At 68.2% G+C, this 22,088-nt stretch carries 22 protein-coding genes; 5 read left to right on the forward strand and 17 right to left on the reverse strand.

The features are described 5' to 3' along the window. Positions 1-5: 5 nt before the first annotated feature. The 7 genes from OK349_RS08845 to uvrC all read right to left on the reverse strand — a co-directional run bounded on the left by OK349_RS08845 (position 6) and on the right by uvrC (position 9,762). Positions 6-1,109, reverse strand: a complete 1,104-nt coding sequence (locus tag OK349_RS08845) for a glycosyltransferase (RefSeq protein WP_265117451.1) — start codon at positions 1,107-1,109, stop codon at positions 6-8. Next, positions 1,106-2,152, reverse strand: a complete 1,047-nt coding sequence (gene leuB, locus OK349_RS08850) for a 3-isopropylmalate dehydrogenase (RefSeq protein WP_265117452.1) — start codon at positions 2,150-2,152, stop codon at positions 1,106-1,108. Before leuB ends, OK349_RS08845 begins: the two co-directional genes overlap by 4 nt. A gap of 161 nt (positions 2,153-2,313) precedes the next feature. Then, on the reverse strand, positions 2,314-3,045 hold the full coding sequence (recO, locus tag OK349_RS08855) for a DNA repair protein RecO (protein ID WP_265117453.1): 732 nt from the start codon (positions 3,043-3,045) through the stop codon (positions 2,314-2,316). Between the two features lie 31 nt (positions 3,046-3,076). Then, on the reverse strand, positions 3,077-3,994 hold the full coding sequence (locus OK349_RS08860) for a GNAT family N-acetyltransferase (protein ID WP_265117454.1): 918 nt from the start codon (positions 3,992-3,994) through the stop codon (positions 3,077-3,079). Beyond that, the gene (locus OK349_RS08865) at positions 3,991-4,944 is read right to left on the reverse strand and encodes a polysaccharide deacetylase family protein (protein ID WP_265117455.1); all 954 of its coding nucleotides are present in this window, start codon (positions 4,942-4,944) and stop codon (positions 3,991-3,993) included. The genes OK349_RS08860 and OK349_RS08865 overlap by 4 nt, the downstream gene beginning before the upstream one ends. Positions 4,945-4,988: 44 nt before the next feature. Next, positions 4,989-7,787, reverse strand: coding sequence for a DUF3857 domain-containing protein (locus OK349_RS08870; RefSeq protein WP_265117456.1), 2,799 nt, complete (start codon positions 7,785-7,787; stop codon positions 4,989-4,991). Positions 7,788-7,845: 58 nt separating this feature from the next. Continuing rightward, positions 7,846-9,762 (reverse strand): excinuclease ABC subunit UvrC, encoded by a 1,917-nt coding sequence (gene uvrC, locus OK349_RS08875; protein WP_265118567.1) that lies wholly within the window; start codon positions 9,760-9,762, stop codon positions 7,846-7,848. A gap of 220 nt (positions 9,763-9,982) precedes the next feature. Between uvrC and OK349_RS08880 the strand changes: the two genes are divergently transcribed. From OK349_RS08880 to OK349_RS08890, 3 genes are all read left to right on the forward strand, one after another. Beyond that, the gene (locus OK349_RS08880) at positions 9,983-11,302 is read left to right on the forward strand and encodes an amidohydrolase (RefSeq protein WP_265117457.1); all 1,320 of its coding nucleotides are present in this window, start codon (positions 9,983-9,985) and stop codon (positions 11,300-11,302) included. Positions 11,303-11,385: 83 nt separating this feature from the next. Further along, entirely contained in the window at positions 11,386-12,132 is a 747-nt protein-coding gene (locus OK349_RS08885) for a class I SAM-dependent methyltransferase (RefSeq protein ID WP_265117458.1), read from the forward strand. Then, positions 12,129-13,190: a serine hydrolase domain-containing protein gene (locus OK349_RS08890; RefSeq protein ID WP_265117459.1), complete on the forward strand. Its 1,062-nt coding sequence runs from the start codon at positions 12,129-12,131 to the stop codon at positions 13,188-13,190. Before OK349_RS08885 ends, OK349_RS08890 begins: the two co-directional genes overlap by 4 nt. Before the next feature lie 177 nt (positions 13,191-13,367). Here the strand turns inward: OK349_RS08890 and OK349_RS08895 are convergent, their stop codons facing one another. The 8 genes from OK349_RS08895 to OK349_RS08930 form a co-directional block, all read right to left on the reverse strand. After that, positions 13,368-14,285 carry an alpha/beta fold hydrolase gene (locus OK349_RS08895; RefSeq protein ID WP_265117460.1) on the reverse strand — a complete coding sequence of 306 codons (918 nt, stop codon included), beginning with the start codon at positions 14,283-14,285 and terminating at the stop codon, positions 13,368-13,370. Positions 14,286-14,408: 123 nt separating this feature from the next. Further along, entirely contained in the window at positions 14,409-14,993 is a 585-nt protein-coding gene (locus OK349_RS08900; protein ID WP_265117461.1) for an outer membrane protein, read from the reverse strand. A gap of 192 nt (positions 14,994-15,185) precedes the next feature. After that, positions 15,186-17,042: a CHASE3 domain-containing protein gene (locus OK349_RS08905; RefSeq protein ID WP_265117462.1), complete on the reverse strand. Its 1,857-nt coding sequence runs from the start codon at positions 17,040-17,042 to the stop codon at positions 15,186-15,188. A gap of 74 nt (positions 17,043-17,116) precedes the next feature. Next, positions 17,117-17,731, reverse strand: coding sequence for a F0F1 ATP synthase subunit B family protein (locus OK349_RS08910; RefSeq protein ID WP_265117463.1), 615 nt, complete (start codon positions 17,729-17,731; stop codon positions 17,117-17,119). Continuing rightward, complete coding sequence (locus tag OK349_RS08915) at positions 17,724-18,215, reverse strand: F0F1 ATP synthase subunit B family protein (protein WP_265117464.1); 492 nt, start codon at positions 18,213-18,215, stop codon at positions 17,724-17,726. Before OK349_RS08915 ends, OK349_RS08910 begins: the two co-directional genes overlap by 8 nt. Before the next feature lie 57 nt (positions 18,216-18,272). Continuing rightward, a complete protein-coding gene (locus OK349_RS08920) occupies positions 18,273-18,500 on the reverse strand; it encodes a F0F1 ATP synthase subunit C (RefSeq protein ID WP_265118568.1) in 228 nt (75 codons plus the stop codon). A gap of 61 nt (positions 18,501-18,561) precedes the next feature. Beyond that, positions 18,562-19,344: a F0F1 ATP synthase subunit A gene (locus OK349_RS08925; protein ID WP_265117465.1), complete on the reverse strand. Its 783-nt coding sequence runs from the start codon at positions 19,342-19,344 to the stop codon at positions 18,562-18,564. A 34-nt stretch (positions 19,345-19,378) separates the two neighbouring features. After that, positions 19,379-19,696, reverse strand: coding sequence for an AtpZ/AtpI family protein (locus tag OK349_RS08930; RefSeq protein ID WP_265117466.1), 318 nt, complete (start codon positions 19,694-19,696; stop codon positions 19,379-19,381). Positions 19,697-19,820: 124 nt separating this feature from the next. On the opposite strand from OK349_RS08930, the gene OK349_RS08935 reads away from it, so the two are divergent. Further along, positions 19,821-20,273, forward strand: coding sequence for a VOC family protein (locus OK349_RS08935; protein WP_265117467.1), 453 nt, complete (start codon positions 19,821-19,823; stop codon positions 20,271-20,273). 44 nt (positions 20,274-20,317) lie between these two features. Beyond that, positions 20,318-21,010 carry a RadC family protein gene (gene radC / locus OK349_RS08940; protein ID WP_265117468.1) on the forward strand — a complete coding sequence of 231 codons (693 nt, stop codon included), beginning with the start codon at positions 20,318-20,320 and terminating at the stop codon, positions 21,008-21,010. On the opposite strand, the gene OK349_RS08945 is transcribed toward radC, so the two are convergent. After that, positions 21,003-21,380, reverse strand: coding sequence for a VOC family protein (locus OK349_RS08945; RefSeq protein WP_265117469.1), 378 nt, complete (start codon positions 21,378-21,380; stop codon positions 21,003-21,005). The genes radC and OK349_RS08945 overlap by 8 nt on opposite strands. A 97-nt stretch (positions 21,381-21,477) precedes the next feature. After that, positions 21,478-21,975, reverse strand: coding sequence for a CREC-EF hand family protein (locus OK349_RS08950; protein WP_265117470.1), 498 nt, complete (start codon positions 21,973-21,975; stop codon positions 21,478-21,480). Positions 21,976-22,088 lie beyond the last annotated feature (113 nt).

Genomic DNA, 22,088 nt, shown 5'->3' on the forward strand with positions numbered 1-22,088 from the left:
AAATCTTAGTACCTGCCCCATACGAAGCGCGACGACAGCGCGAAGTTCCACACCGCCGCCACCAGGATGCCGGCGAGCGCCGAGGGCGCCCATTGCGCCTGCTGCACGTCGTGGAGGAACGCCGCCACCCCGACATTGGCGATCGCGCCGACCGAACAGACCAGGCAGAAACCGATCCAGCCGTCCAGAAGCTGGCGGAACCCCTTGAGGCGCGCGTCGCGATAGGTGAGCGCGTTGTTGAGAAAGAAGTTGAACGTCATCGCCACCAGCGTCGCGACGATCGTACCGGTGAGGAAGCTGTAGCCGAACAGGCGGTAGAACAGCCACAGCGCTCCGAAATGCACCCCCGCGCCGAGCGCACCGACGCCCGAGAACATTACGAACCGCACCGGAATCACACGCCCAAACATGCGGTCGTAGAGCGCAATCAGATATTCCATCGCCACGACGTGATCGAGCTTGCTCTCGCCCTCGGCACGGGTGCGGAAGACATAGGGCAGCTCGACGAACTTCAGCGGCCGCGGGCTGGCCGTCATGATGTCGAGCAGGATCTTGAAACCGATCGCCGAGAGATGCGGGACCATGCCCCGCACCAATTCGCTGCGGATCATGAAGAAGCCGCTCATCGGATCGGTGAGATCGGCCTTGAGCACGCGGCGCGACAGCTTGGCCGCGAGCGCCGACTTGGCGACGCGGTCGCCATCCCACGCACCAGTGCCGCCGCCGTCGACGAAGCGCGAGCCGATCGCGACGTCGAGGCCGGCATCGGCCTGGAGCGCGTCGAGCATCCGCGGCAGCAGCGTCTCGTCATGCTGCATGTCGCCGTCGATCACCGCGACCAACGGCGCGGCGGTCGCGCACATCCCCTCGATCGTCGCCGAGGAGAGGCCGCGCCGCCCGATGCGCTGGATCACGCGGACGCGCGGATCGATCCGCCCCAGTTCGCGCGCCGCGTCGGCGGTGCCGTCCGGGCTGTCGTCGTCGACGAAGATCGCTTCCCAGCGCCGCCCCGCCAGCGCCTTGTCGAGCGCGGCGACGAGCACCGGCACATTGCGTTGCTCGTTGAAGGTCGGAATGACGACCGCCAGCTCGAGCGAAGCCTGGCTCACCCCAGGGCCTTCAGCACCGCGTCGCCCATCTCGGCGGTCGAGAGCGATCCACCCAGATCCGCGGTCCGTGCGCCGCGCACCAGCGCCGCGGTCACCGCCGCCTCGATCCGGTCGGCCGCGTCCTCCATCCCAAGCGAATAGCGCAGCAGCATCGCTGCCGAGAGGATCGTCGCGCAGGGATTGGCCTTGCCCTGTCCCGCAATGTCCGGCGCCGAGCCGTGGATCGGCTCGTACAGCCCCTTGCCCGACCCGCCGAGCGCGGCCGAGGGCAGCATGCCGATCGAGCCCGCGCACATGCTCGCCTGATCCGAGAGGATGTCGCCGAACAGGTTTCCGGTGACGATCACGTCGAACTGGCCCGGGTTGCGCACCAGCTGCATCGCGGCGTTGTCGACATACATATGGGTCAGCGCGACGTCCGGGAACTCGGCCGAGACCTCGATCACCACGTCGCGCCACAGCTGCGAGGTTTCGAGGACATTGGCCTTGTCGACCGAGCAGAGCTTCCTGTTGCGCACCCGCGCGGTCTCGAACCCGACCCGGGCGATGCGCGCCACCTCGTCCTCGTTATAGGACATGATGTCATAGCCCTCGCGGCGCCCGCTCGCGGTGGTTCGCATGCCCTTCTCGCCGAAATAGACGTCGCCGTTGAGCTCGCGCACGATCACCATGTCGATCGCGCCCGCCACCTCAGGCTTGAGCGCCGAGGCGTCCTCGAGGCCGGGGAACAGCCGTGCCGGGCGCAGGTTCGCGAACAGCTCGAGCGCCTTGCGCAGACCGAGGATCGCCTGTTCGGGCCGCAGATGGCGTTCGAGATTATCGCAGCGCGGATCGCCGACTGCGCCGAACAGCAGCGCGTCGGCACGCCGCGCAAGGTCGAGCGTGCGCTCGGGAAGCGGATGGCCGTCGCTGAAATAGGCCGCGCCGCCGACCGGGGCCTCCTCGAAGGTCAGGCCGAGATCGAGCGCGTCGAGCACGCGGCGCGCCTGCGCGGTGACTTCGGGGCCGATCCCGTCGCCGGGAAGAATTGCGATCAGCGGCATTGGCACTCCCACGCTCGTCCTCGGTCCAGCGGTGCTGGACCGTGTGCGGCACCAGCCCGCTCCCCCACCCGGCCACCCATAGGATACTGGCGTTGGGAGGCCGGGTGGGGGAGCGGGCTGGTGCCGCCACAATCTAAGCGCGCATTACCGCCTTGGCGGCGTCACGCAACCGCCCTCTTGAGCCGCTCGACCAGCCGCGCGCGCGCGGCGAGCACCTCAGCGGCCTTGCCGTGCAGCAGGTCGCGCTCGAGGAAATGCCCGGTGAGGCGCAGGCCTGCGAAGATGTCGTCCCACTCCGCCGCCCCGCCTGCGATCACGAAGCGCGGCAATGGCAGCAGGCGCGATTCATAGCCGATCGCGCCCGAGCGGCTGACCGCGGTCCCGCTCTTCGGGCTCACATAAGCGAGGTCGTCATTGATGCCGGTCGCGGCACAGCGGTCGAGATCGAGCCCGAAGCCGAGCGCCGCCAGCATCAGCAACTCGTAACGCACCAACGCCGCCGCCCAGCCGCGCGCCGCGGGCGCCGCCTCGATCGCGTCGAGCATGCCGCCGAGCGCGGCGTGGATCTGCGGATAGGGCTGGCTCTCGGGCAGCGAGGCGGCGGTGAGCGCGGTCGCCCATTCGAACGCGGCGGCGGGCAGTGGCTCGCGGAACATCGGCGCGCGGCTATGGACCAGCTCGACGGTAAGCGCGGGCAATTGCTCCTCGGTCCGCGCGCGCCAGTCGCCGAGGATGACGTTGGCGGGCTGGAGCACCGGCCGCAGCTGCCGCGAACGCCCGCCACGGACATAGCCGGCCAGCAGCCCCGCCTCTGCCGTCAGCGCCCGCACGATCGCCCCGGATTCGCCGTGCGGGCGGATCGCGAGGACGATGGCGGTGGTGGCGAGGTGCATGGCGTCTGTGTAGGCGCAATGGCGGTGGTTTTCAGCCCCGCCGCAGCTTCTTGCTCAGCCCGTCCAGCCCCGCGGCCTCGACCAGTGCCTTGCCGCCCGCCACCGCGCGGTTGAAGCCGCCGAGTGCCGTAGTCGCCGCACGATTGGCGAGGCTGGGGCGGAGCAGCAGCAGGTCGAGACAGGCGACCCCGCCGGTCGAATATTGCCGCTTGTGCTGCCCCTCGCCCTCGGTGAAGTCGAACCGCGCGAACCGGCCCTCCGCGAACAGGTCGCGAAACGCCTCCATCTGCAGCACCGCCCCCGGAGACAGCTCGTTGAACGCAGGATCGTGCCCGACATATTCGTAGATCAACGTTTCGCCCATCGCCGGGCAATAGAGATAGGCGGCAGGCGCGTCGCCGATGAAGAGCAGCCACGCGCGCACTTCGTCCGCGGCGGCCTTCTCCAGCATCGTGCGGATGAAATCGGGCGTGCCGGGCAGCCCCTCGCCCATCAGCTTTTCCTGATAGGTATTGACCGCGATGCCCCGCGCGATGCCGTGGAACGCCTGCAATTCGGCCTGGGTACGGAAGCGCCGTACATTGAGCTGCCCGCCCGACACCTGCGCGACCTTCTTGGCCTTGCGCTTCACCCCCTGGCGCGCGTTGGACGAGAGGCTGCCGAGATAGGCGTCGTAGGTGCCGGTCAGGTCCGCGAAGTAACGCGTATAGCGCTGGCGCACGAAGCCGATCATCCCGCCCGAGGCATAGGTCATCGCCTCCAGCCGGTCCTCCGGCAGCGAGGTCACGATATAGCCCTGCGCGTCGTCGGGCAGCGGCGGGAGCTGCGGCAGCCGCCCCTCGCGCGCCCCATCGAGGCTCACCGGCACCGGCACCATCGTCCGCTTGACGCGCAGCACGGTGCGCGCGCCGATGCGGAAGTTGAGCGCGGCGGCCGCGACGCTGGTCACGCGGCCCGCTCCGCCACCAGGTTCGACCAGAGCTGCTGCGCCTGGCGGAGGCGCGTGCGGAGCAGGCTGGGCCCCAGCGGCGCGTCGTCGCGGTCGAGCGGGAGGTCGGGAAGCCCGGCGAAATGGCTGGTGACCAGCGCGCCGCGGCGCTCGGCGAGCATCCGGCACAATGCCTCGAAGCGGTGGACGTGCACCGCATTGGGGCGCGTGCCGGCGCGGTTGGCGAGCTCGAAGCCGTGGCTGACGATCGTCACCGCGACATGACCCGCGCGCCCGGCATGATCGAGCGCATCGCGCATCTCGGCGGTCGACAGCGCGCAGATCTGGAAATGACGCAGATGCCCGGCGCGGTCCTCGATAAGGGTCACCGGCAGCTCGATGATCCCGCGATGTTCGACCGGCGCGATCTGGCGCTCGGGCAAGCCGATCGCGCTCGGCCAGGGATGCTCGGAGCCGTTATGGCTGCTGTCGTAGCGGAAGCCGAGCTCGGCCAATGCGGTCAGCGTATCGTCGCTCGCCGAATAGCTGCCCGAGCGGAACGCCACCGGCTTCTGCGCACCCGCCGCAACGAGCAGGTCGGACGCGGCGCGGATCAGCTCGCGCTGCTCGGCAAGCGTGAAGTCGATCAGCTCGAACGAAGCGTGACGGCCGCGCTCTTCGTCGCTTGCTGCGGCCCAGTTGGGGTGGAGATGCAGTTGCACCTCCTGCCCCGCCGCGAGAATCGCCTCAACCACGCGCTTGATCGGGTCAATGCCATAGGCGACCGCCGGCATCGGATCGACGAAGAAGGTCGCCTTGAGCCCATGCCGCGAGAGCATGCGGAGCTGATAGCCGATGCCGACCCCCGCCGGCTCGAGCGAGCGTTCGGCGATGGCGTCGATGTCGAGCCCGGCGGCGTGGTGCCGCCACATCAGCTCGGTATCGACGGTCAGGAACACGCGAGTCGGCATGACGCGGCATTATCGCGCGGCGGTGAAGATTTCCCAAAAGCCGCTCAGGGCTTGATCCCCCATTTGCCATATTGGGCGTCGATGCGCGGCGCCATCATCCGCGCCGCGGCGAGATCGGTGTCGCTCCCGGCCTGTCCCGCCGCCTTGCGCACCACGCCACGCATGTAGAGCGCCGCGGCCATGTCGGGCGCGGTATCGAGCGCGGCGTCGAGGTCGCCCAACGCCTCCTCGGTGCGGCCGAGACGGAAATAGACCATCGCCCGACTGTCGAGCGCCGGCGCGGGATTGTCGCTCAGCTCGATCGCGCGGGTGCAGTCCTTGAGCGCGGTATCGAGCGCGAGCTGGCGCGTGCCCTTGAGCCAGCAGCGGCTGTTGAGCAGCGCAGGATTGCCCGGATGCGCCGTCACCGCCGCGTCGAGCACCGCCAGCGCCTCGTCCGCGCGGCCGTCGTCGGCGAGCAGATCGGCCTTGAGCGAGAGGAAGTCGGGCTTGTCCTTGCCCGCTGCCTCGATCTGGCGCTCGACCATCTCCAGCGCCTCGGCGCGCTGGCCCTTCTCGCCGCGCAGGTTGATCGCGGTGCTGATCGCGGTGGACGAGCCGGGATCGAGCTCGCGCGCGGCGTCGGCATCGGCGATCGCCTTGTCGAGCTGCCCGCTCGCCTGGAACAGGCCGGCGCGGCGCAGGTGCGAATCGACCGAGGGCTGAAGCGCGATCGCCTTGTCCATGTCCTTGATCGCCGCGGGATAATCGAACACGCGTTCGTAGAACCAGGCGCGGTGGATATAGCCATCGGCTTCGCCAGGATCCTTGGCGATGCGCTGGCCATAGGCGGCGAGAATCTTCTGGAACGCCCCGCTCTTGCGTGCGCTCGCCACGTCCTGCCAGCGCTGCGGATAGGCGGCGGGCGCGACCGCGCGGAGCAGCCGGGTCTTGGCCTGGGCGAGCTGCTGACGCGCGGCGCCGATCTCCGCCGGCGCGACCTCGGCGCCGGTGACGATGCGCCGGTCCTCGACCGTGAGCACCCCGCCCGCCACGCTGGTCTGGCGCGCCAGCACGCGCCCGGCGATCTGCGCCGGCAGCTTCTCGTCGCCCTCGAACGCGAAGCCCGCCCCGCCGCCCGGCAGGCGATAGCTGATGCGGACGCGGGCATGGCCGGGATCGCCGGTCGAGACCGGCAGGTCGCGCCACGCCGTGCGGCTGCGGTCGGGTTCGAAGCCGATTCCCTGCACCGCGGCGTCGAGCGTGATCTTGAAGCGCTCATTCTCGCGCACCCAGCCGGGATAGGCGATTCCGGCCGCGGTGACGACGACCGTGCCCGCGGCATCGTCGAAGCTCAGCTTGCGCTCGGTATAGGTGCTGCCGGAGACATATTCGTCGATCGCGCCGCCGGCCATCTTCTCGATCTCGTCCTTGCCCAGCGTCGCGGTCGCGGCGCGCAGCATCTGCACGATCTGACCGCGCATCGTGAGCTTCGCGGTGAACGGCGCGGGAAAATGGATGCCCGCGCTCTGATCCATGTCGATCTCGGCATCGACATCGGGCCGCGCGCTCGGGCGCGCCGGCAGCGCGATCAGCTCCGCTCCCGTCTCGCGCAGCGGCAGCGCATGGCGGAAGGGCGGAACGTTGCCGAGATCGGCGAGCCGGTCGCCGCTCGAGGTGCCGTCGAGCCACAGGCTCTCGCCGCCGATCACCGCGCGCACGATGACATGGTCGAACGCGCCCGGCATCGGCAGCCGGGTCGGCACCAGATCGCCGAGCTTGCTGTGCACCAGCACCGCCTCGGCCTCGATTCCCAGCTCGCGCAGGATCGCCAGCAGCAACAGGGTCTTGGCCTTGCAGTCGCCATAGCGCAGCGACCAGGTCTCCACCGGTGACTGAGGTACGTAATTGCCCTGCGCCATGCCATTGAACAGGTAGCGGACCTTGTCCTGCACCAGCTGCAGCGCCGCAGCAGCACGCATGCGCTGGTCGCTCGAGCCGCTCGCGATGACGGCGACTTCCTTGGCCAGCGCGCTGTCCGGCGCGATCAGGCCCTGGGTGCGGTAAAGCGGCGCCATCGTCCGCGCGACCGCCGCCCAGCCGGCATAGCTGGTCGCGTCGATGAAGGTCATCGGCTGGAACCGCGCGGGCGCGTCCTGGGGCATCTCGACCTGCTTGGGGATCGGCAGACTGACGCTCAACTCGCGATAGCCGCCCGCGATGCTGGTCACCTGCGGCTTGGCATAGCCGGCATAGGATTTCCAGTTCACCTTCGCCGTCTCGGGCCAGATCATCCGCACGCGTCCGAACTGGACGCGCATCGGCTCGGGAAACAGCGGCAGGCTGCTCTGCATCTCGCCGCCGAGCGTGGGGTCCTTGCGCGTGGTCGAGAAGCGCAGGCGCAGCACGTCGCCGACGCGCAGCCCCTCGACCGGCATCGTCGCGGTGAGCAGCCCATCGAGCTGCATCTGCTCGAGCTTCTGCTCGCGCCGGATCACCGACAGCTGCTTGCCCCCGGCGAGCAGGTCGATCGTCTCGCCGTCGCGCAGGATCGATGCGCTGTGCACGATCAGGTCGCCCCGGTCCGGGCTCCAGGGGAGCGTGATCGTCCCCGCCTGGGTCAGCACCTGCGGCGAGGCGATGCGCATGGCGCTCTCGACATAGTGCCACACCTGCCCCTCGGCGAAGCGCTGCTGCTGGTCGAGCACCAGGAGCACCGGCGCGTCCTCGCCGATCTTCGCCGGGTCGACCGGCGGCGCCGGCTTCACCCAGTCCGGCGCCGGCGCATAGACGGGCTTGTCGCCCGCCCATGCGGGCGCGGCGGATGCCAGCAGCACGGCCAGCAAGGCAGTCTTACGGATCATTGTAACCCCCGGTGTTCTCACCGGAACCTAGCGCGGGCCGCGACGGGGGCAAGCGCGATCAGCGCGCGTGGTAGAAGTCGTAGACCTGCTGCGCGACCGCGGCGCTCACGCCAGGCGCCTTTTTGAGGTCGTCGAGGCTGGCGCCGCGCACCGCGCGCGCAGTGCCGAAGTGCATCAGCAGCGCCTTCTTGCGCGCCGGGCCGATGCCCGGAACCTCGTCGAGCGGGCTGGCGGTGATCGCCTTGGCGCGCTTCTGGCGGTGCGCGCCGATCGCGAAGCGGTGGACCTCGTCGCGCAGCTTCTGGATGTGGAACAGCGCGGGCGAATTGGCCGGCAGCATCCGTTCGCTGCCGTCCATCAGATGGAACACCTCGCGCCCCTCGCGCCCGTGATGCGGCCCCTTGGCGACGCCGACCAGGCAGACATCCTCGATCCCCAGCTCCTCCAGCACCGCACGCGCGGCGTTGAGCTGGCCGCGCCCGCCGTCGATCAGCACGAGATCGGGCCACACGCCCCTGTCGCGATCCGGGTCCTCTTCCTGCGCGCGGCTGAAGCGGCGCGTGAACACCTCGCGCATCATCGCGAAATCATCGTCGGTCGCGGCGCTGCGGATGTTGAACTTGCGATACTGGCCGGTGCGGAATCCCTCCGGCCCGGCGACGATCATCGCGCCGACCGCATTGGTCCCCTGGATGTGCGAGTTGTCATAAACCTCGATCCGGTCGGGCGGCTCGGCCAGCCCGAACAGGTCGGCGATGTCGCGCAATATCTTCGCCTGGGTGGTCGATTCGGCCATGCGCCGGTCGAGCGCCTCGACCGCGTTGCGCTGCGCCTGCTCCATCAGCTTGCGCCGCGCGCCGCGCTGGGGGCGGGAAAGCTCGACCTTGAACCCGGCGCGCTCGGCCAGCGCCTCGCCGAGCAGCGCCGCCTCGGGCAGCTCGCGGTCGAGCAGCACCGTCTTGGGCGGCGGGACCTCCTCGTAGAATTGCATGAGGAACTGGCTCAGCACCTCCTCCTCCGGCACCTCGGCGGTGTGCGCGGGGAAGAAGGCGCGGTGGCCCCAATTCTGCCCGCCGCGGATAAAGAAGGCCTGGATGCCCATCACCCCCTGCTTGCACGCGAGCGCGAAGATGTCGGCGTCGCCCACCCCCTCGGCGTTGATCGCCTGGCTGCCCTGGATGAAGGTCAGCGCCTTCAACCGGTCGCGCAGCACCGCGGCGAGCTCGAAATCGAGATTCGCGGCCGCGGCCTGCATCTGCTCGCCGAGCTTGGCCTGGACCTTGGTCGACTTGCCCGACAGGAAGTCGCGCGCGTCGGACACCAGTTCCTCATACCCCTCTTTGTCGATGCGATCGACGCAGGGCGCCGAGCAGCGGCGGATCTGGTAGAGCAGGCACGGCCGGTCGCGGGTGTTGAAGAAACCGTCGGTGCAGGAGCGCAACAGGAACAATTTCTGCAACGCATTGAGCGTCTTCCGCACCTGCCCCGCGCCCGCGAACGGCCCGAAATAGTCGCCCTTGATGCGCCGCGCGCCGCGATGGAGCTGGACGCGCGGGAAATCATGGTCGCCGCGCAGCAGGATGTAGGGGAAGCTTTTGTCGTCGCGCAGCAGCACATTGTAGGCGGGGCGGAAGCGCTTGATCAGCTGCGCCTCGAGCAGCAGCGCCTCGGCCTCGTTGTTGGTCGTCACCACGGTCATCGACCGGGTCTGCGCGATCATCCGGCGCAGGCGGTTGGAGAGCTTGGCGGGCTGGGTGTAGTTGGCGACGCGGTTCTTGAGCGCGCGCGCCTTGCCGACATAGAGCACGTCGCCGCGCGCATCCTGCATGCGATAGACGCCCGGCCGCACGGGCAAGGTCTTCAGGACATTGCGGATCGCCGCCACCCCGGCGTCGAGATCGGGCGTCTCCGACCCGCGCACGGCGTAGGTCGCGGTCTCTTCGTTGAAACGGTTGGGGGAATTGGGGTCGGACATCGTCGTCGCGATGTAAGCGGATTGCGCCGCACTTTCCATCTGATAGCCTGCACCGATCATTCCTCCCCCGGAGGGGGAGGGGGACCAGCGAAGCTGGTGGAGGGGTAGTCGCCCCGAGCGATACCGTTGGTTGTGCGGGGAGCTACCCCTCCACCGCCTTCGGCGGTCCCCCTCCCCCTCCGGGGGAGGAATTGAGCAACATAACCCGGGGGATACTGCCATGCGTCTGCTGACCGCGCTTCTCGCCACCTCGCTGCTCGCCGCGCCCGCGCTTGCCGGGCCGGACTTCGCGCCGGCGGTCGAGGCGGACTATACCGCGCATCTCGAGAAGCTGTTCCTCGACTTCCACAAGAACCCCGAGCTCTCGTTCAAGGAGACGCGCACCGCGGCGATCATGGCCAGGGAACTGCGCGCCATTGGAGGCATCGAGGTGACCGAGAAGGTCGGCGGCACCGGCGTGGTCGGGGTGATGAAGAACGGCGACGGGCCGGTGGTGCTGGTGCGCGCCGACATGGACGCGCTGCCGCTCAAGGAGGACAGCGGGCTGCCCTATATGTCGACGGTGACGCAGACCGATATCGACGGGATCGTCAAGCCGGTGATGCACGCCTGCGGCCACGACGTGCACATCACCGCGATGATCGGCACCGCGCGCCAGCTCGCGAAGATGAAGGACCGGTGGAAGGGCACGGTGGTGTTCGTCGTCCAGCCCGGCGAGGAGCGGATCGACGGCGCGCGGCGGATGCTCGCCGACGGGCTCTACACGCGCTTCCCCAAGCCCAACTATGCCGTCGCCTTCCACGTCACCGCTGGCGTGCCCACCGGCAAGCTCGGGCTCGAGCCGGGGATCAGCTCCTCCTCGTCGGACAGCGTCGACATCACCATCCATGGCGTCGGCACCCACGGCGCGGCGCCGCACATGGGCAAGGACCCGATCTTGATGGGCGCCGAGATCGTGATGGCGCTGCAGACGCTGGTGAGCCGCGAGATCGCGCCGTTGAAGCCCGGCGTGGTGACGGTCGGCTCGTTCCATTCGGGGTTCAAGCACAACATCATCTCGGACAAGGCCGAGCTCCAGCTCACCGTGCGCTCGGACGACGAGGAGACGCGCAAGAAGCTGCTCGACGGGATCAAGCGCATCGCCGCCAATGTCGGCCGGATGAACGGGCTGCCCGAGGACAAGCTGCCGCAGGTCAGGGTCGGCTTCGAATCGACTCCGGTGACGCGCAACGATCCCGCGCTGACCCAGCGCGTGCGCGGCGCCTTCACCAGCGCGTTCGGCGAAGGCATCATGCATTTCGAGGAGCGCCAGAGCATGGGCGCCGAGGACTTCGCCTATTTCATCCAGCAGGATTTGGGCGTGCCCGGCGCCTATTTCATCGTCGGCGGCACCCCGCAGGCCGAGATCGACGCGGACAAGAAGGGCGGCAAGCCGGTGCCCGCGCACCATTCGCCCTTCTTCAAGATCGAGCCCAAGCCCTCGGTGACGCTGGGGACTCAGGCGATGACCGTGGCGGTGCTCGACCTGCTCAAGAAATAGGCGCACGTCGTTCGTCGAACGAGCGATTGCAGGCGCCCTCGTGCAGGCATAGCCTTGGCGCTGACCTTATAGGGGAGGTTCGCATGAGATACGCCATTGCCGCCGCGCTGCTGCTCGCCGCCGCCGCGCCGCTCGCCGCGCAGAAGGTGACGCCGGCGATCACCGCCGCGCTCGCCGACACCTCGCGCCCGGCCGAACAGCGCGCGCGCGACGCCGCGCGCAAGCCCGCCGAGATCCTGGCCTTTGCCGGGATCAAGCCGGGGCAGAAGGTCGCGGACTTCGTGATGGGTGGCGGGTATTGGACCCGCATCCTGTCGCCGCTCGTCGGGGCGAAGGGCAAGGTCTATGCCTATCAGCCCGCCGAGTTCATCAAGTTCCGCGCAGCCTATGGCGAGGAGCAGAAGACCGCGGTCGCCGGGCTCGCCAACACCGTGGCGCTGAGCGACAGCTTCGGCGCGCTGGTCTTCCCCGAGCCGCTCGACGCGATCATCACCGTGCAGAATTATCACGACCTGTTCCTTGCGCCCTTCCCCAAGGGCACCGGCGAAGCGGTGACGCGCAAGCTATACAATTCGCTGAAGCCCGGCGGGGTGCTGCTGGTGGTCGACCATGTCGCCAACGCCGATCCCGAGAACAAGGCGCCGACCGCGCTCCACCGCATCGACCCCAATGTCGCGCGGCGCGAGCTCGAAAAGGCCGGCTTCCGCTTCGCCGGCAAGCTCGATGTGCTGCGCAACACCACCGATCCGCACACCGCGAACGTGTTCGACGCCTCGATCCGCGGCAAGACCGACCAGTTCGTGTTCAAGTTCGTGCGGCCGCGCACATGATCCGTGCCGCGATTCTCGCCGTCGCACTCGCCGCGGCCCCGCAGGCATGGGGCAACGCGGCGGTCGAGGCCGAGCTGGCGGCGATCGGCAAACCGGCGGCGGTGTTCGTGATCGGCGACGGGCCCGGCCAGGGCTATGCCGAGGGCCTGGCCGATCCGGCGACCGGCCGCGAGCTCACCGTCGACACGCCGGTGCGCATCGCGAGCAACACCAAGACCTTCACCGCCGCCGCGGTGCTGCGGCTATGGGAGCAGGGCCGGATCGACCTCGACGCGCCGATCGGCGGGCTGATCAACCCGCGGCTGAATCGCATCTTGCGCGCCGACGGCTATGATACCAAGGCGATCACCGTCCGCCACCTGCTCAGCCACAGCGGCGGGCTGTACGATCATGGCGGCGACAAGCGCTTCGTCGAATCGCTGATGACCAACCCCGGCAAGCTGTGGACGCGCGAGGCGCTGGTGAAGCTCGCCACCGACTATGCCGATCCGCAGAGCAAGCCGGGCACCGAGTTCCGCTATTCGGACACCGGCTACATCCTGCTCGGCGACATCGTCGAGCGGATCACCGGCAAGACGCTCGCCACCTCGGTCCGCGCGCTGCTCAAGCTCGACACGCTCGGGCTCAGCGCAACCTGGTGGGAGATTTACGAGGCGCCGCCCAGGGGCGCCGAGGGCCGCGCGCACCAGTTCATCGGCGACAGGGACGTGACCGCGGTCGATCCCTCGATGGACCTGTTCGGCGGCGGCGGGCAGCTCATGTCGGCGCGCGACCTCGCCACCTTCTTCAAGGCGCTGTTCGAGGGCCGCGTGTTCGACAAGCCCGGCACGATCAAGGAAATGCTGTGGAAGGGGCCGCACAAGAATGCGGATACCTACCGCCTCGGCATCTTCGTCCAGCACACGCCCAAGGGCGAGCGCTACTGGCACAGCGGCTTCTGGGGCACCTATGCCGCCTATGCCCCCGCGAGCGGCATTGCGCTGGGCGCGGTGACGACGAAGCAGGGCACCAAGCCGCTGATGCCGCTGGTCGACAGGCTGATGCAGCAGGCGCCGTAGAGCCGATCGGAGCTTCCAAATCCTCCCCCGCCAGGGGGAGGTGGCAGCCCTCGCGAAGACGAGGGCTGACGGAGGGGGCGGATGCCAGAACGATCGTTGGGAGTCCTCCCCCTCCGTCGCCTGCGGCGCCACCTCCCCCTGGCGGGGGAGGATTGAACCATCCGCCCTCGGCCTGCGTCACTGCCAGTCGGCGCGGCTTTCCTTGCCGTCGAGGAACGGCCGCACCGTCGCCGTCAGCTCGGGCGCGAGGAAGATGTCGTAGTGCGTGCGGCCGGGCAGGATCGCGAGGCGGTGCCGGGTCATGTGCTCGCGCTGCCACCCGCCGTCGCGCTGACCGCCGCCGAGCAGCTTGAAGAACTCGACCGTCGCTTCGGGCCGCCACATATCGGCGTCGCCGACCACCAGCATGACCGGCATGCTGAGCTGCTTGACCTGCGCCGACCAGTCGAAGTCGCGGCGCATCAGATCGCCCATGCGATCGAGCAGCCGCGGGAAATCCTCGGGCTTGGGCGCCAGCGCCATATAGCCCGTGTACATCGGGGTGTCCTTCATCATCGGCGCCATCTTGCCGCTGAGCTGCCGCTGCATCGGGATCATTTCCGGCTGGATGCCCGAGGTGGCATGCGTCATCGACAGCAGCGCCAGCCGCCGCACGCGCGCGGGCGCCTGGACCGCGAGCTGGAAGGCGACGCCCCCGCCCATCGAATAGCCCATCACATCGACCTGCTTGTAACCGAGCTTGCCGAGCAGCACGTCCATGTCGCGGCCCATCGCCGCGAGATCGATCGGGCGATCGCCCAGCGTGGTGCGGCCATGGCCCTGGAGATCGACCAGGATCACCTGCCGCCCGGCGCCGAGCCTGGGCAGGACCGGATCGAACATCGCGCCGGAACCGAGCCCGCCATGCAGGAGGAGCAGCGGCTCGCCCTCGCCGCGAACCTCGTAATAATAGGCGATTCCCGCGATCTCGACCGTGCCGGAGCGGACCGGCGCGGGCTGCGCCGCGGCCGCCGGCGCGGTCTGGGCCTGGGCGGCAAGGGGCGTGATCAGCGCAGCGGCGGCGACCAGCAGGTGCGAACGAATGCGATTGAACATGTGTCATCTCCTGATCGAGCGCAGCCAATTGCGCTCTCGACAGGACGACGAGCGAGGATCGCCCGTTTCGACACATGACCTGAAAAAATCGCCCGCGCGGCGTGAACCGCGCGGGCGAGGCGATCAGAAGCGGTAGCCGAGACCGACCACGCCCTGATGGCGGGCGCCGGCGACGTCCGAATAGTCGGAGAAGCGATATTCGGTGCGGATCAGGAACTTGCCGGCGTTGAACTCGGCACCCGCGCCCAGGCGGTAACCGTCATTATTGTCGCCGAAACGGACATCGGGCGTCGCGGCCGTAGCCGGGTCGTTGTAGGTGCCGCTGAGACGGGCATTGGTGTAGCCGGCCTTGCCGTAGAGCAGCACATTCTGCCCCACCACCACGCCGAGGCGGCCGCCGGCATAGAAATCGCGCCCGGTATTGTAGCAGCTGCGATCGCCCGTCACGACGAGGCCGCTTTCACAGCCGCCCTTGGTGGAGCCGGTAATCTCGGCCTCGACGCCGTAGCGCACCTGGCCCGCGCCCAGGTCATAGGTGACCGCGCCGCCGTACAGGAAGCCGGTGTCGTCGACGCCGGCGCCGCTGGCATGGTCGACGCCGGCGACCGCCACGACGCTGGGACCGGTGAAGGGCTCAGCGTCCTGCGCAATGGCAGGGGCCGCGGCGAGAACCGCGGGCAGAATCAGGGTTTTGGCGAAGAATCGCATGACATTGTTCCTCATGGTTTGGGGACCGGCGAGGGGACGCCGGTGCGGGTACGCAACTGCTCCTCGAGCAAACACGGCCGCTGCATATCGGCCGTCACCTGGATCGTTTCGGGAGCGGGCCGAATTTTGCTCGAATTACGGCATCTGAAACTTCGTCCGCCGCAACGCTGAACCTCAGTTCAACGGCAGGTGTCAGGCGTCGAGCACCTCGCGCACCTTCAGCGCCAGCTGCTGCAGCGTGAACGGCTTGGCGAGGAAGGCGACGTCATGGTCGAGCATGCCGTTGTGGACGATCGCGTTGCGCGTGTAGCCGGTGGTGTAGAGCACCTTGAGGTCCGGCCGCTTCCCGCGCGCGAGATCGGAGAGGATGCGCCCGTTCATGTCGGGCATGACGATGTCGGTAAACAACAGGTCGATGCGCGGCTGGATCTCGAGCACGGTCAGCGCCTGGTTGGCGTCGCTCGCCTGAACCACGACATAGCCGAGCTCGCGCAGCGCATCGACCGACATGTGCCGCACATTCTCTTCGTCCTCGACCACCAGGACGATCTCGTCCTCCCTGGCGCGGGGCAGGTCGGCCGGCACGGCGGCGGCTCCCGTCGCCTCCGCCTCGCCGAAATGGCGCGGGACGTAGAGCTTCACCGTGGTGCCGACATCGGGCTCGGAATAGATCTTCACATGCCCGCCCGACTGCTTGACGAACCCGAACACCTGGCTGAGGCCGAGGCCGGTGCCCTTCCCCACGCCCTTGGTCGTGTAGAAGGGATCGAACGCGCGCTCGATCACGTGCGGCGGCATGCCGGTGCCGGTATCGGTGACCGAGACCATGACATATTGCCCCGGCGTCACCTCGTCATGCGTGGCGGCATAGGCATCGTCGAGATGGGTGTTGGCGGTCTCGATCGTCAGCCGGCCGCCATCGGGCATCGCGTCGCGGCCGTTGACGCACAGGTTGAGCACCGCATTCTCGAGCTGCGCACCGTCGATGAAGGCCGGCCACAGCCCGCCCGCGAGCACGGTCTCGATCCGAATATTCTCCCCGATCGTCCGCCGCAGCAGCTCGGACATGCCGCCGACCAGCTTGTTCGCGTCGAGCGCTCTGGGGGCGAGCGGCTGCTGGCGCGAGAAGGCGAGCAGACGCGCGGTGAGCTGCGCGGCGCGCTCGGCGCCTTCCATGGCGTTGTCGATGCAGGCGAGCGCCTTGGCGCGATCATTTTCGAAGCGGCGCTTGGCCATGTCGAGGCTGCCGATGATGATCGCGAGCATGTTGTTGAAGTCGTGCGCGATCCCGCCGGTGAGCTGGCCGATCGATTCCATCTTCTGCATCTGCCGCACCTGCGCCTCCGCGGCTGCACGGTTCTCGATCTCCTCGGTCAGCTGGCGGTTGGCGGCGAGCAGCGCGTCGCCGGCAGCGAGCGCGGCTCTGGCCCGCCGGCGCGCATCGCGCGTGGCGTACCAAGCCAGCGCGAAGACCGCGATCGCGCTGAACACCAGCCAGGCCGTCAGCCGGTTGGACCAGCGCCGCAGATCAGCGTCGCGCACCGCGAGCAGCCGCTGCTCCTCGCCCTTCATCTCACGGACCAGCGCGCGGCAGCGATCCATCTGCCGCTTGCCGGTGCCCGACCGCACCAGCTGCCGCGAGCGCTCGAACTGATTCTGCCGCGCGTCGGCGACCCCGATCTCCAGCGTCCGGAGCCGCTCCTGGACGCAGCTTCCCAAGGCCGCGACGCGGGCCATCTGGTCCGGATTGTCCAGCAGCTGCCGGGCGAGCAGCCGCAGGTCGCCGTCGAGGCCGCGGCGCCCGTCGAGATAGGGTTGAAGATATTCGAGGTCGCGCGTGATGTAGTAGCCGCGGGTGCCGGTCTCGGCATCCTGGAGATGCGACAGGGTCCGGCTCAGCGTCTCCTGCACGGTGAGCGTGTGGACCACCTGGCGCTGAGCGCGCTGGTTGGCGCGGAACATCAGCAGCACGCCGACAACCGCCGTCGCCACGATGGCGAAGCCGATGATCAGCGCGATCAGTCCGCGGTCGCGACGAGCGTCCCCCATGCGCTTGGGAATACGCGAAAAAAAGGGCGCGGCAAGATGCCGCGCCCGTTTGTTTCGTTACCGCGGTGGAAAGCCTAGTTGAGCCGCGAGAGCCCTGCGATGGTATCGTCGACCAGCGCCTTGTCGGCGCCGGCATCATGCTTCTGCGCGATGATCGACGCCGCCGCCTTGGCCGCCGCATCGGCGGCACGGGCGCGGACCGCGTCGAGCGCGGCGCGCTCGGCCGCAGCGATCTTGTCCTCGGCCATCTTGCCGCGGCGCTTGACCAGCTCGTCGGCGTCCTTCTTGGCCTTGGCGACCAGCGCCTTCGCCTCTTCATCGGCATGCGCGACCATCTCGGCCGCCTGCACCTCGACGCTGGCGATCTTGCGCGCATATTCGTCGCGCAGCGCCTCGGCCTCGTCGCGCAGCGCCTTGGCTTCGTCGAGCCGCGCCTTGATCGCCGCGATCTGGCTGTCGAGGCCGCGGGTGATAAGACCCGGAACCTTCTTCCACAGCAGGATGGCGATGAACGCCGCCATCGCGATCGACACCCAGACGGTGGCGTCGACGATGCCGAAGCTCGCCGGCTCGGGATGATGCGCGCCTTCCTCGGTGGTCAGGGCCTTGGCACCGCTCTCGGGGGGCAGGGTCATACCCTTGCCATGCTCGGCCTGGCTCAGATTGTGCGCCACGGGATCCTCAGCCATTGATCGCTGCCTTCACAGCCGTCTTCGCCTCGGCCGCCGACACCTTCGCGCCGGAAACCTTGGCGACGATGTCCTGCGCGGCTTCGGCGGCGACCGCCTCGATCTCGCTTTGCGCGGCCTGCGAGGCGGCGGCGATGCGCGCCTCCGCCTCGGCGACCTTGGCGTCGATCTCGCCGCCCGCCTTGGCGAGCTGCTTCTCGGTCGCCGCGGCGGCCTTGCCGCGCGCCTCGGCGAGCTTCTTCTGCGCCGCCTCGCGCGCCGCATTCTCATGCCCGCGCCAGGTTTCCTCGGCGGCGTCGGCAGCGGCGCGCGCGGCCTCGGCAGCCCTGAGATCGGCGGCGACGGTCTGGTCGCGCTGATCCACGGTCGCCTGGACCTTGGGCGCCATGCCCCGGCCGATGAAGAAATAGACGATGCCGAAGGTCAGCAGCAGCCAGAACAGCTGTGACGCCCAGGTCGCCGCGAGTTGCGAGATTTGAGGCATTTCAATCCTGTCCGGTTGCGGGCCGAGGCAATGCCCCGGCCCGAACGCGAGAACAAGTTACGCGACGAAGATCAGGATCATCGCCACGACGAACGCGAGCAGGCCGAGAAGCTCGGCGGCCGCGAAGCCGATGAACAGACGGCCCTGCTGGCCATCGGCCGCACCCGGATTGCGCAGCGCGCCCTCGAGGAACTGGCCGAAGACGGTGCCCACGCCGATCGCGGCCATGCCCGCGCCGATGGCGGCCAGGCCGGCGCCGATGAGCTTCGCCGCTTCCGGGCTGATCATGACGGTCGGTTCCATTTCAAAACTCCTGCTTCAGATTCGTTGGTTGGTACAAGTGAACTCAGTGCAGATGCTCGGCGTCGTGGATGTACAGCGACGTGAGCAGCGCAAAGACATAGGCCTGGATGCCGGCGACCAGCACTTCGAGCGCCGAGATGCCGACCATCAGCGCGAAGCTGGGGATGCCGACCACGCCGCCCCACAACGGGCTCGCGGCGCCGGAATTGATCACGAAGCCCGCCAGCACCTTGAGCAGGATATGCCCCGCGGTCATCGCGACGAACAGTCGCAGGCCCAGCGAGAAGGGGCGGAACAGGAACGAGATCAGCTCGATCAGGAAGATCAGCGGGATCATCAGCGGCGGCGTGCCGTGCGGCACGAACAGGCTGAAGAACTTCAGGCCGTGCTTCCAGAAGCCGACGATCAGCACGATCGAGAACGACATGATCGCCAGCACGCCGGTGATCGTGAAGTGGCTGGTGAAGGTGAAGGGGTGGACGCCGAAGATGCCCAGCGGCAGCAGCCCGAGCAGGTTGGCGAACAGGATGAACATGAACAGCGAGAAGATGTAGGGCAGGTATTTGCGTCCGCCCTTGCCGATATTCTCGTCGACCAGCTTGGCGATGAAGCCGGTGAAATTCTCGACCAGCATCTGCCAGCGGCCCGGAACCACGGCCTGCTTCATGCCGCCGGCCATGAACACCCACAGCACGACGACGGTGACGAGCATCCACATCGCCGAATTGGTGAAGGCGATCTGATGTCCCGCGATATTGAAGCCGTCCCAGATCGTCTGCACCTCGAACTGGTGCATCGGGTCGATCTTGCCAGATTCGTCAGCCACGCCTGCGTCCTACATTAACCGAAGCGCCCGAAAGTCACTTCGAGCGCTGGTTCGAAATCTTGATGATGTTCCTGAAGGCGGATGCGATTCCGAGGAACAGCATCACCAGCAGGAGCCAGGGAGAGGTGCCGAGCAGCCGATCGAGCAGCCACCCGATCAACGCTCCTCCCACCAGACCGCCGATCAGCAGGCTCAGGACTCGGTTTCCCAGGCGATAGCTTGCTTCGCCCTTGTCTTGCCCCTCGCCCTTGCGGATCGCCTCGTCGGTTTGCGCCTGCGCCAGCCGCTCGTTGAGCGAGGTGATGCGCGCATCCTCCTTGAGGGGGTCCAGTCCGGGCTCGTTCTCGGCCATTTCGTCTCTCCTCAGCGCCTCAGGACACCGGGCCAAACGCATGTGCCGAGCGGCGAGCCCGCCAAGGCACGCGCGCTTTAGAAAGGGGGGTGCGCCGAGTCAACCGCGGTGCAACATCCGCGTCATGCGGCGCTTGGCTGCCGGGCGCGTTCGCGGCATGATCCCGAGCCTCGCCCTGGAGTGCCGCCACATGCAGTTCCCGCAGGCCTGCCCCGAAGTCCCGGTCGCCGACCTCGCATCCGGACTCGCCTATTATCGCGACCGGCTCGGCTTCACCGAGGACTGGTCGGACCTGGAGCTCGGCCTCGCCGGTGTGTCGCGCGGCGATGCGCGGCTGTTCCTCGCCGATGCCGGCTATCGCGCGACCCTCGGCAACGACGCGCCGATCCTGTTGTGGATCAATCTCGCCAACCGCGACGAGGTCGACGCGCTCCATGCGCAATGGCAGGAGGCGGGTGTTGCGATCCCGTGGCCACCGACCGCACAGCCTTACAAGCTCTACGAATTCTTCGCGCGAGACGACGACGGCAATCACCTGCGCGTCTTCTATGATTTCGGCTGGGAGGAAAGCGGCTGAGACGCGCCCTTCCCTGCCGGCCGCCACGCGGATAGGCTCGGCCCATGGGGGCAGCCGACAGCGAGGGAATCACCGACGGCACCGGCCATCGCGCGCGGTTGCGGCAGCGCCTGCTGACCGACGGCGAGGGGCTGCTCGACCACGAGCTGGTCGAATATCTGCTCGCGCTCGCCATTCCGCGCCGCGACACCAAGCCGCTGGCCAAGGCGCTGCTGCACGAGTTCGGCGGGATCGCCGGGCTGCTCACCGCGGATGCCGAGGCGATCGCGCGCGTGCCGGGGATGGGCGAGACCTCGGTCGCCGCGCTCAAGATCGCACACGCCGCCGCGCTCCGCCTGCTGCGCGGCGAGGTGGCGGCGCGGCCGGTGCTGGCCAACTGGCAGGCGCTGCTCGACTATCTGCGCGCCGACATGGCGCATCACGCGATCGAACGCGTGCGCGTGCTCCACATGAACAGCCGCAACATGCTGATCCGCGACGAGCTGATGCAGGAGGGTTCGGTCGACGAGGCGCCGGTCTATGTCCGCGAGGTGATCCGCCGCGCGATCGACCTGGGCTCGGCGGCGATCATCCTGGTCCACAACCATCCAAGCGGCGATCCCGCTCCGAGCCGCGCCGATATCGAGCTCACCCGCAACATCGTCGAGGCCGGCAAGCGGCTCGGCATCGCCGTGCACGATCATCTCATCATCGGCACCGAGGGCCATTCGAGCCTGCGCTCGATGGGGCTCATGTAGCCGAATAGGTCACCGCTTCGACCTTGTTGCCGTCGGGGTCGAACAGGAACGCGCCATAGTAATTGGCGTCATATTCGGGCCTGAGCCCCGGCGCGCCGGCATCGCGGCCGCCATGCGCCAGCCCTTCGCGGTGGAACGCATCGACCGCCGCGCGATTGCGCGCCTCGAACGCGATGTGCGTGCCGTTGCCGCCCGTTGCGGGCTCGCCGTCGAGCGGCCGCTCCACGCTGAACGCGAACACGCCCGACCCATAATCGAGCGATTGCTCGTCCTCGCTGACCAGCCGGTAGCCGAGCAGCGGGATCACCGCCTGATAGAAGATGCGCGAGCGTTCGAGATCGCTGCTGCCGACCGAAACATGGTGGATCATGCCGAGGCTCCTCTCAAACACGAAAACGGCCGCCGAACCACTTGGGTCCGGCGGCCGTGGGACAGGAGATGCGAGGAATCCCGTCCCGGAAGTGCTCTTACGAAGCCGCGGGGGCGAGGAAGCCCTTGAGCTCGTCCTTGCTCACCCCACCCGACTTGTCGGCGTCCGCGGCGGCGAGCGCGCGCGTCAGCCATTCCTTGTCGGCGGCGGACTGGCCCTGGAAGGCAGGCTCGCTGGCCGAACGCAGCGCGACCATCCAGCTGTTGAACTCCTCGGCCTTCAGGCTGCCGTCGGCATCCTTGTCATAGGTCGGGAAGCCCTGATCGACGACCTGCGCGATCTGGGTGGCATTGGCCGGCTGCTGGCCCGACTGGGCGGGCTGATCGGCGGTCTGCGCCGGCTGCTGCGCGGGAGTCGCTTCCTGCGGCTGCTGTGCGGTGTCGGCCGGCGCAGTGGTTTCAGCAGGCGCCGCCGGTGCCTCCGCGGGCGGCGCGGTTTCCTGCGCCGGCGGTGCCGTTTCCTGTGCAGGGGCCTCCTGCGCAAGTACCGGCGCCGAAATCATCACAGCACTGGCAAGAAGAATGGATTTAAGCATAGTGTATCTCCTAAGTTATTCTATCCGCTCGCTTGTTACCACAGATAGGATAGCTCGATTGATCTGCAACCATTCAACCCGTTGTATAATTATCACGTTCCATCATTAAATTT

Source organism: Sphingomonas sp. BT-65, from assembly GCF_026107375.2.
GTDB lineage: Bacteria > Pseudomonadota > Alphaproteobacteria > Sphingomonadales > Sphingomonadaceae > Sphingomonas.

Excerpts from the sequence above, each read along its gene's own strand:
- OK349_RS08950 (WP_265117470.1), bottom strand. The coding sequence starts at position 21,975 with ATGCTTAAATCCATTCTTCTTGCCAGTGCTGTGATGATTTCGGCGCCG.
- OK349_RS08895 (WP_265117460.1), bottom strand. The coding sequence starts at position 14,285 with ATGTTCAATCGCATTCGTTCGCACCTGCTGGTCGCCGCCGCTGCGCTG.
- OK349_RS08910 (WP_265117463.1), bottom strand. The coding sequence starts at position 17,731 with ATGGCTGAGGATCCCGTGGCGCACAATCTGAGCCAGGCCGAGCATGGC.
- recO (WP_265117453.1), bottom strand. The coding sequence starts at position 3,045 with ATGCACCTCGCCACCACCGCCATCGTCCTCGCGATCCGCCCGCACGGC.
- OK349_RS08870 (WP_265117456.1), bottom strand. The coding sequence starts at position 7,787 with ATGATCCGTAAGACTGCCTTGCTGGCCGTGCTGCTGGCATCCGCCGCG.
- OK349_RS08945 (WP_265117469.1), bottom strand. The coding sequence starts at position 21,380 with ATGATCCACCATGTTTCGGTCGGCAGCAGCGATCTCGAACGCTCGCGC.
- OK349_RS08865 (WP_265117455.1), bottom strand. The coding sequence starts at position 4,944 with ATGCCGACTCGCGTGTTCCTGACCGTCGATACCGAGCTGATGTGGCGG.
- OK349_RS08900 (WP_265117461.1), bottom strand. The coding sequence starts at position 14,993 with ATGCGATTCTTCGCCAAAACCCTGATTCTGCCCGCGGTTCTCGCCGCG.
- radC (WP_265117468.1), top strand. The coding sequence starts at position 20,318 with ATGGGGGCAGCCGACAGCGAGGGAATCACCGACGGCACCGGCCATCGC.
- uvrC (WP_265118567.1), bottom strand. The coding sequence starts at position 9,762 with ATGTCCGACCCCAATTCCCCCAACCGTTTCAACGAAGAGACCGCGACC.
- OK349_RS08905 (WP_265117462.1), bottom strand. The coding sequence starts at position 17,042 with ATGGGGGACGCTCGTCGCGACCGCGGACTGATCGCGCTGATCATCGGC.
- OK349_RS08915 (WP_265117464.1), bottom strand. The coding sequence starts at position 18,215 with ATGCCTCAAATCTCGCAACTCGCGGCGACCTGGGCGTCACAGCTGTTC.
- OK349_RS08890 (WP_265117459.1), top strand. The coding sequence starts at position 12,129 with ATGATCCGTGCCGCGATTCTCGCCGTCGCACTCGCCGCGGCCCCGCAG.
- leuB (WP_265117452.1), bottom strand. The coding sequence starts at position 2,152 with ATGCCGCTGATCGCAATTCTTCCCGGCGACGGGATCGGCCCCGAAGTC.
- OK349_RS08880 (WP_265117457.1), top strand. The coding sequence starts at position 9,983 with ATGCGTCTGCTGACCGCGCTTCTCGCCACCTCGCTGCTCGCCGCGCCC.
- OK349_RS08935 (WP_265117467.1), top strand. The coding sequence starts at position 19,821 with ATGCGGCGCTTGGCTGCCGGGCGCGTTCGCGGCATGATCCCGAGCCTC.
- OK349_RS08885 (WP_265117458.1), top strand. The coding sequence starts at position 11,386 with ATGAGATACGCCATTGCCGCCGCGCTGCTGCTCGCCGCCGCCGCGCCG.
- OK349_RS08930 (WP_265117466.1), bottom strand. The coding sequence starts at position 19,696 with ATGGCCGAGAACGAGCCCGGACTGGACCCCCTCAAGGAGGATGCGCGC.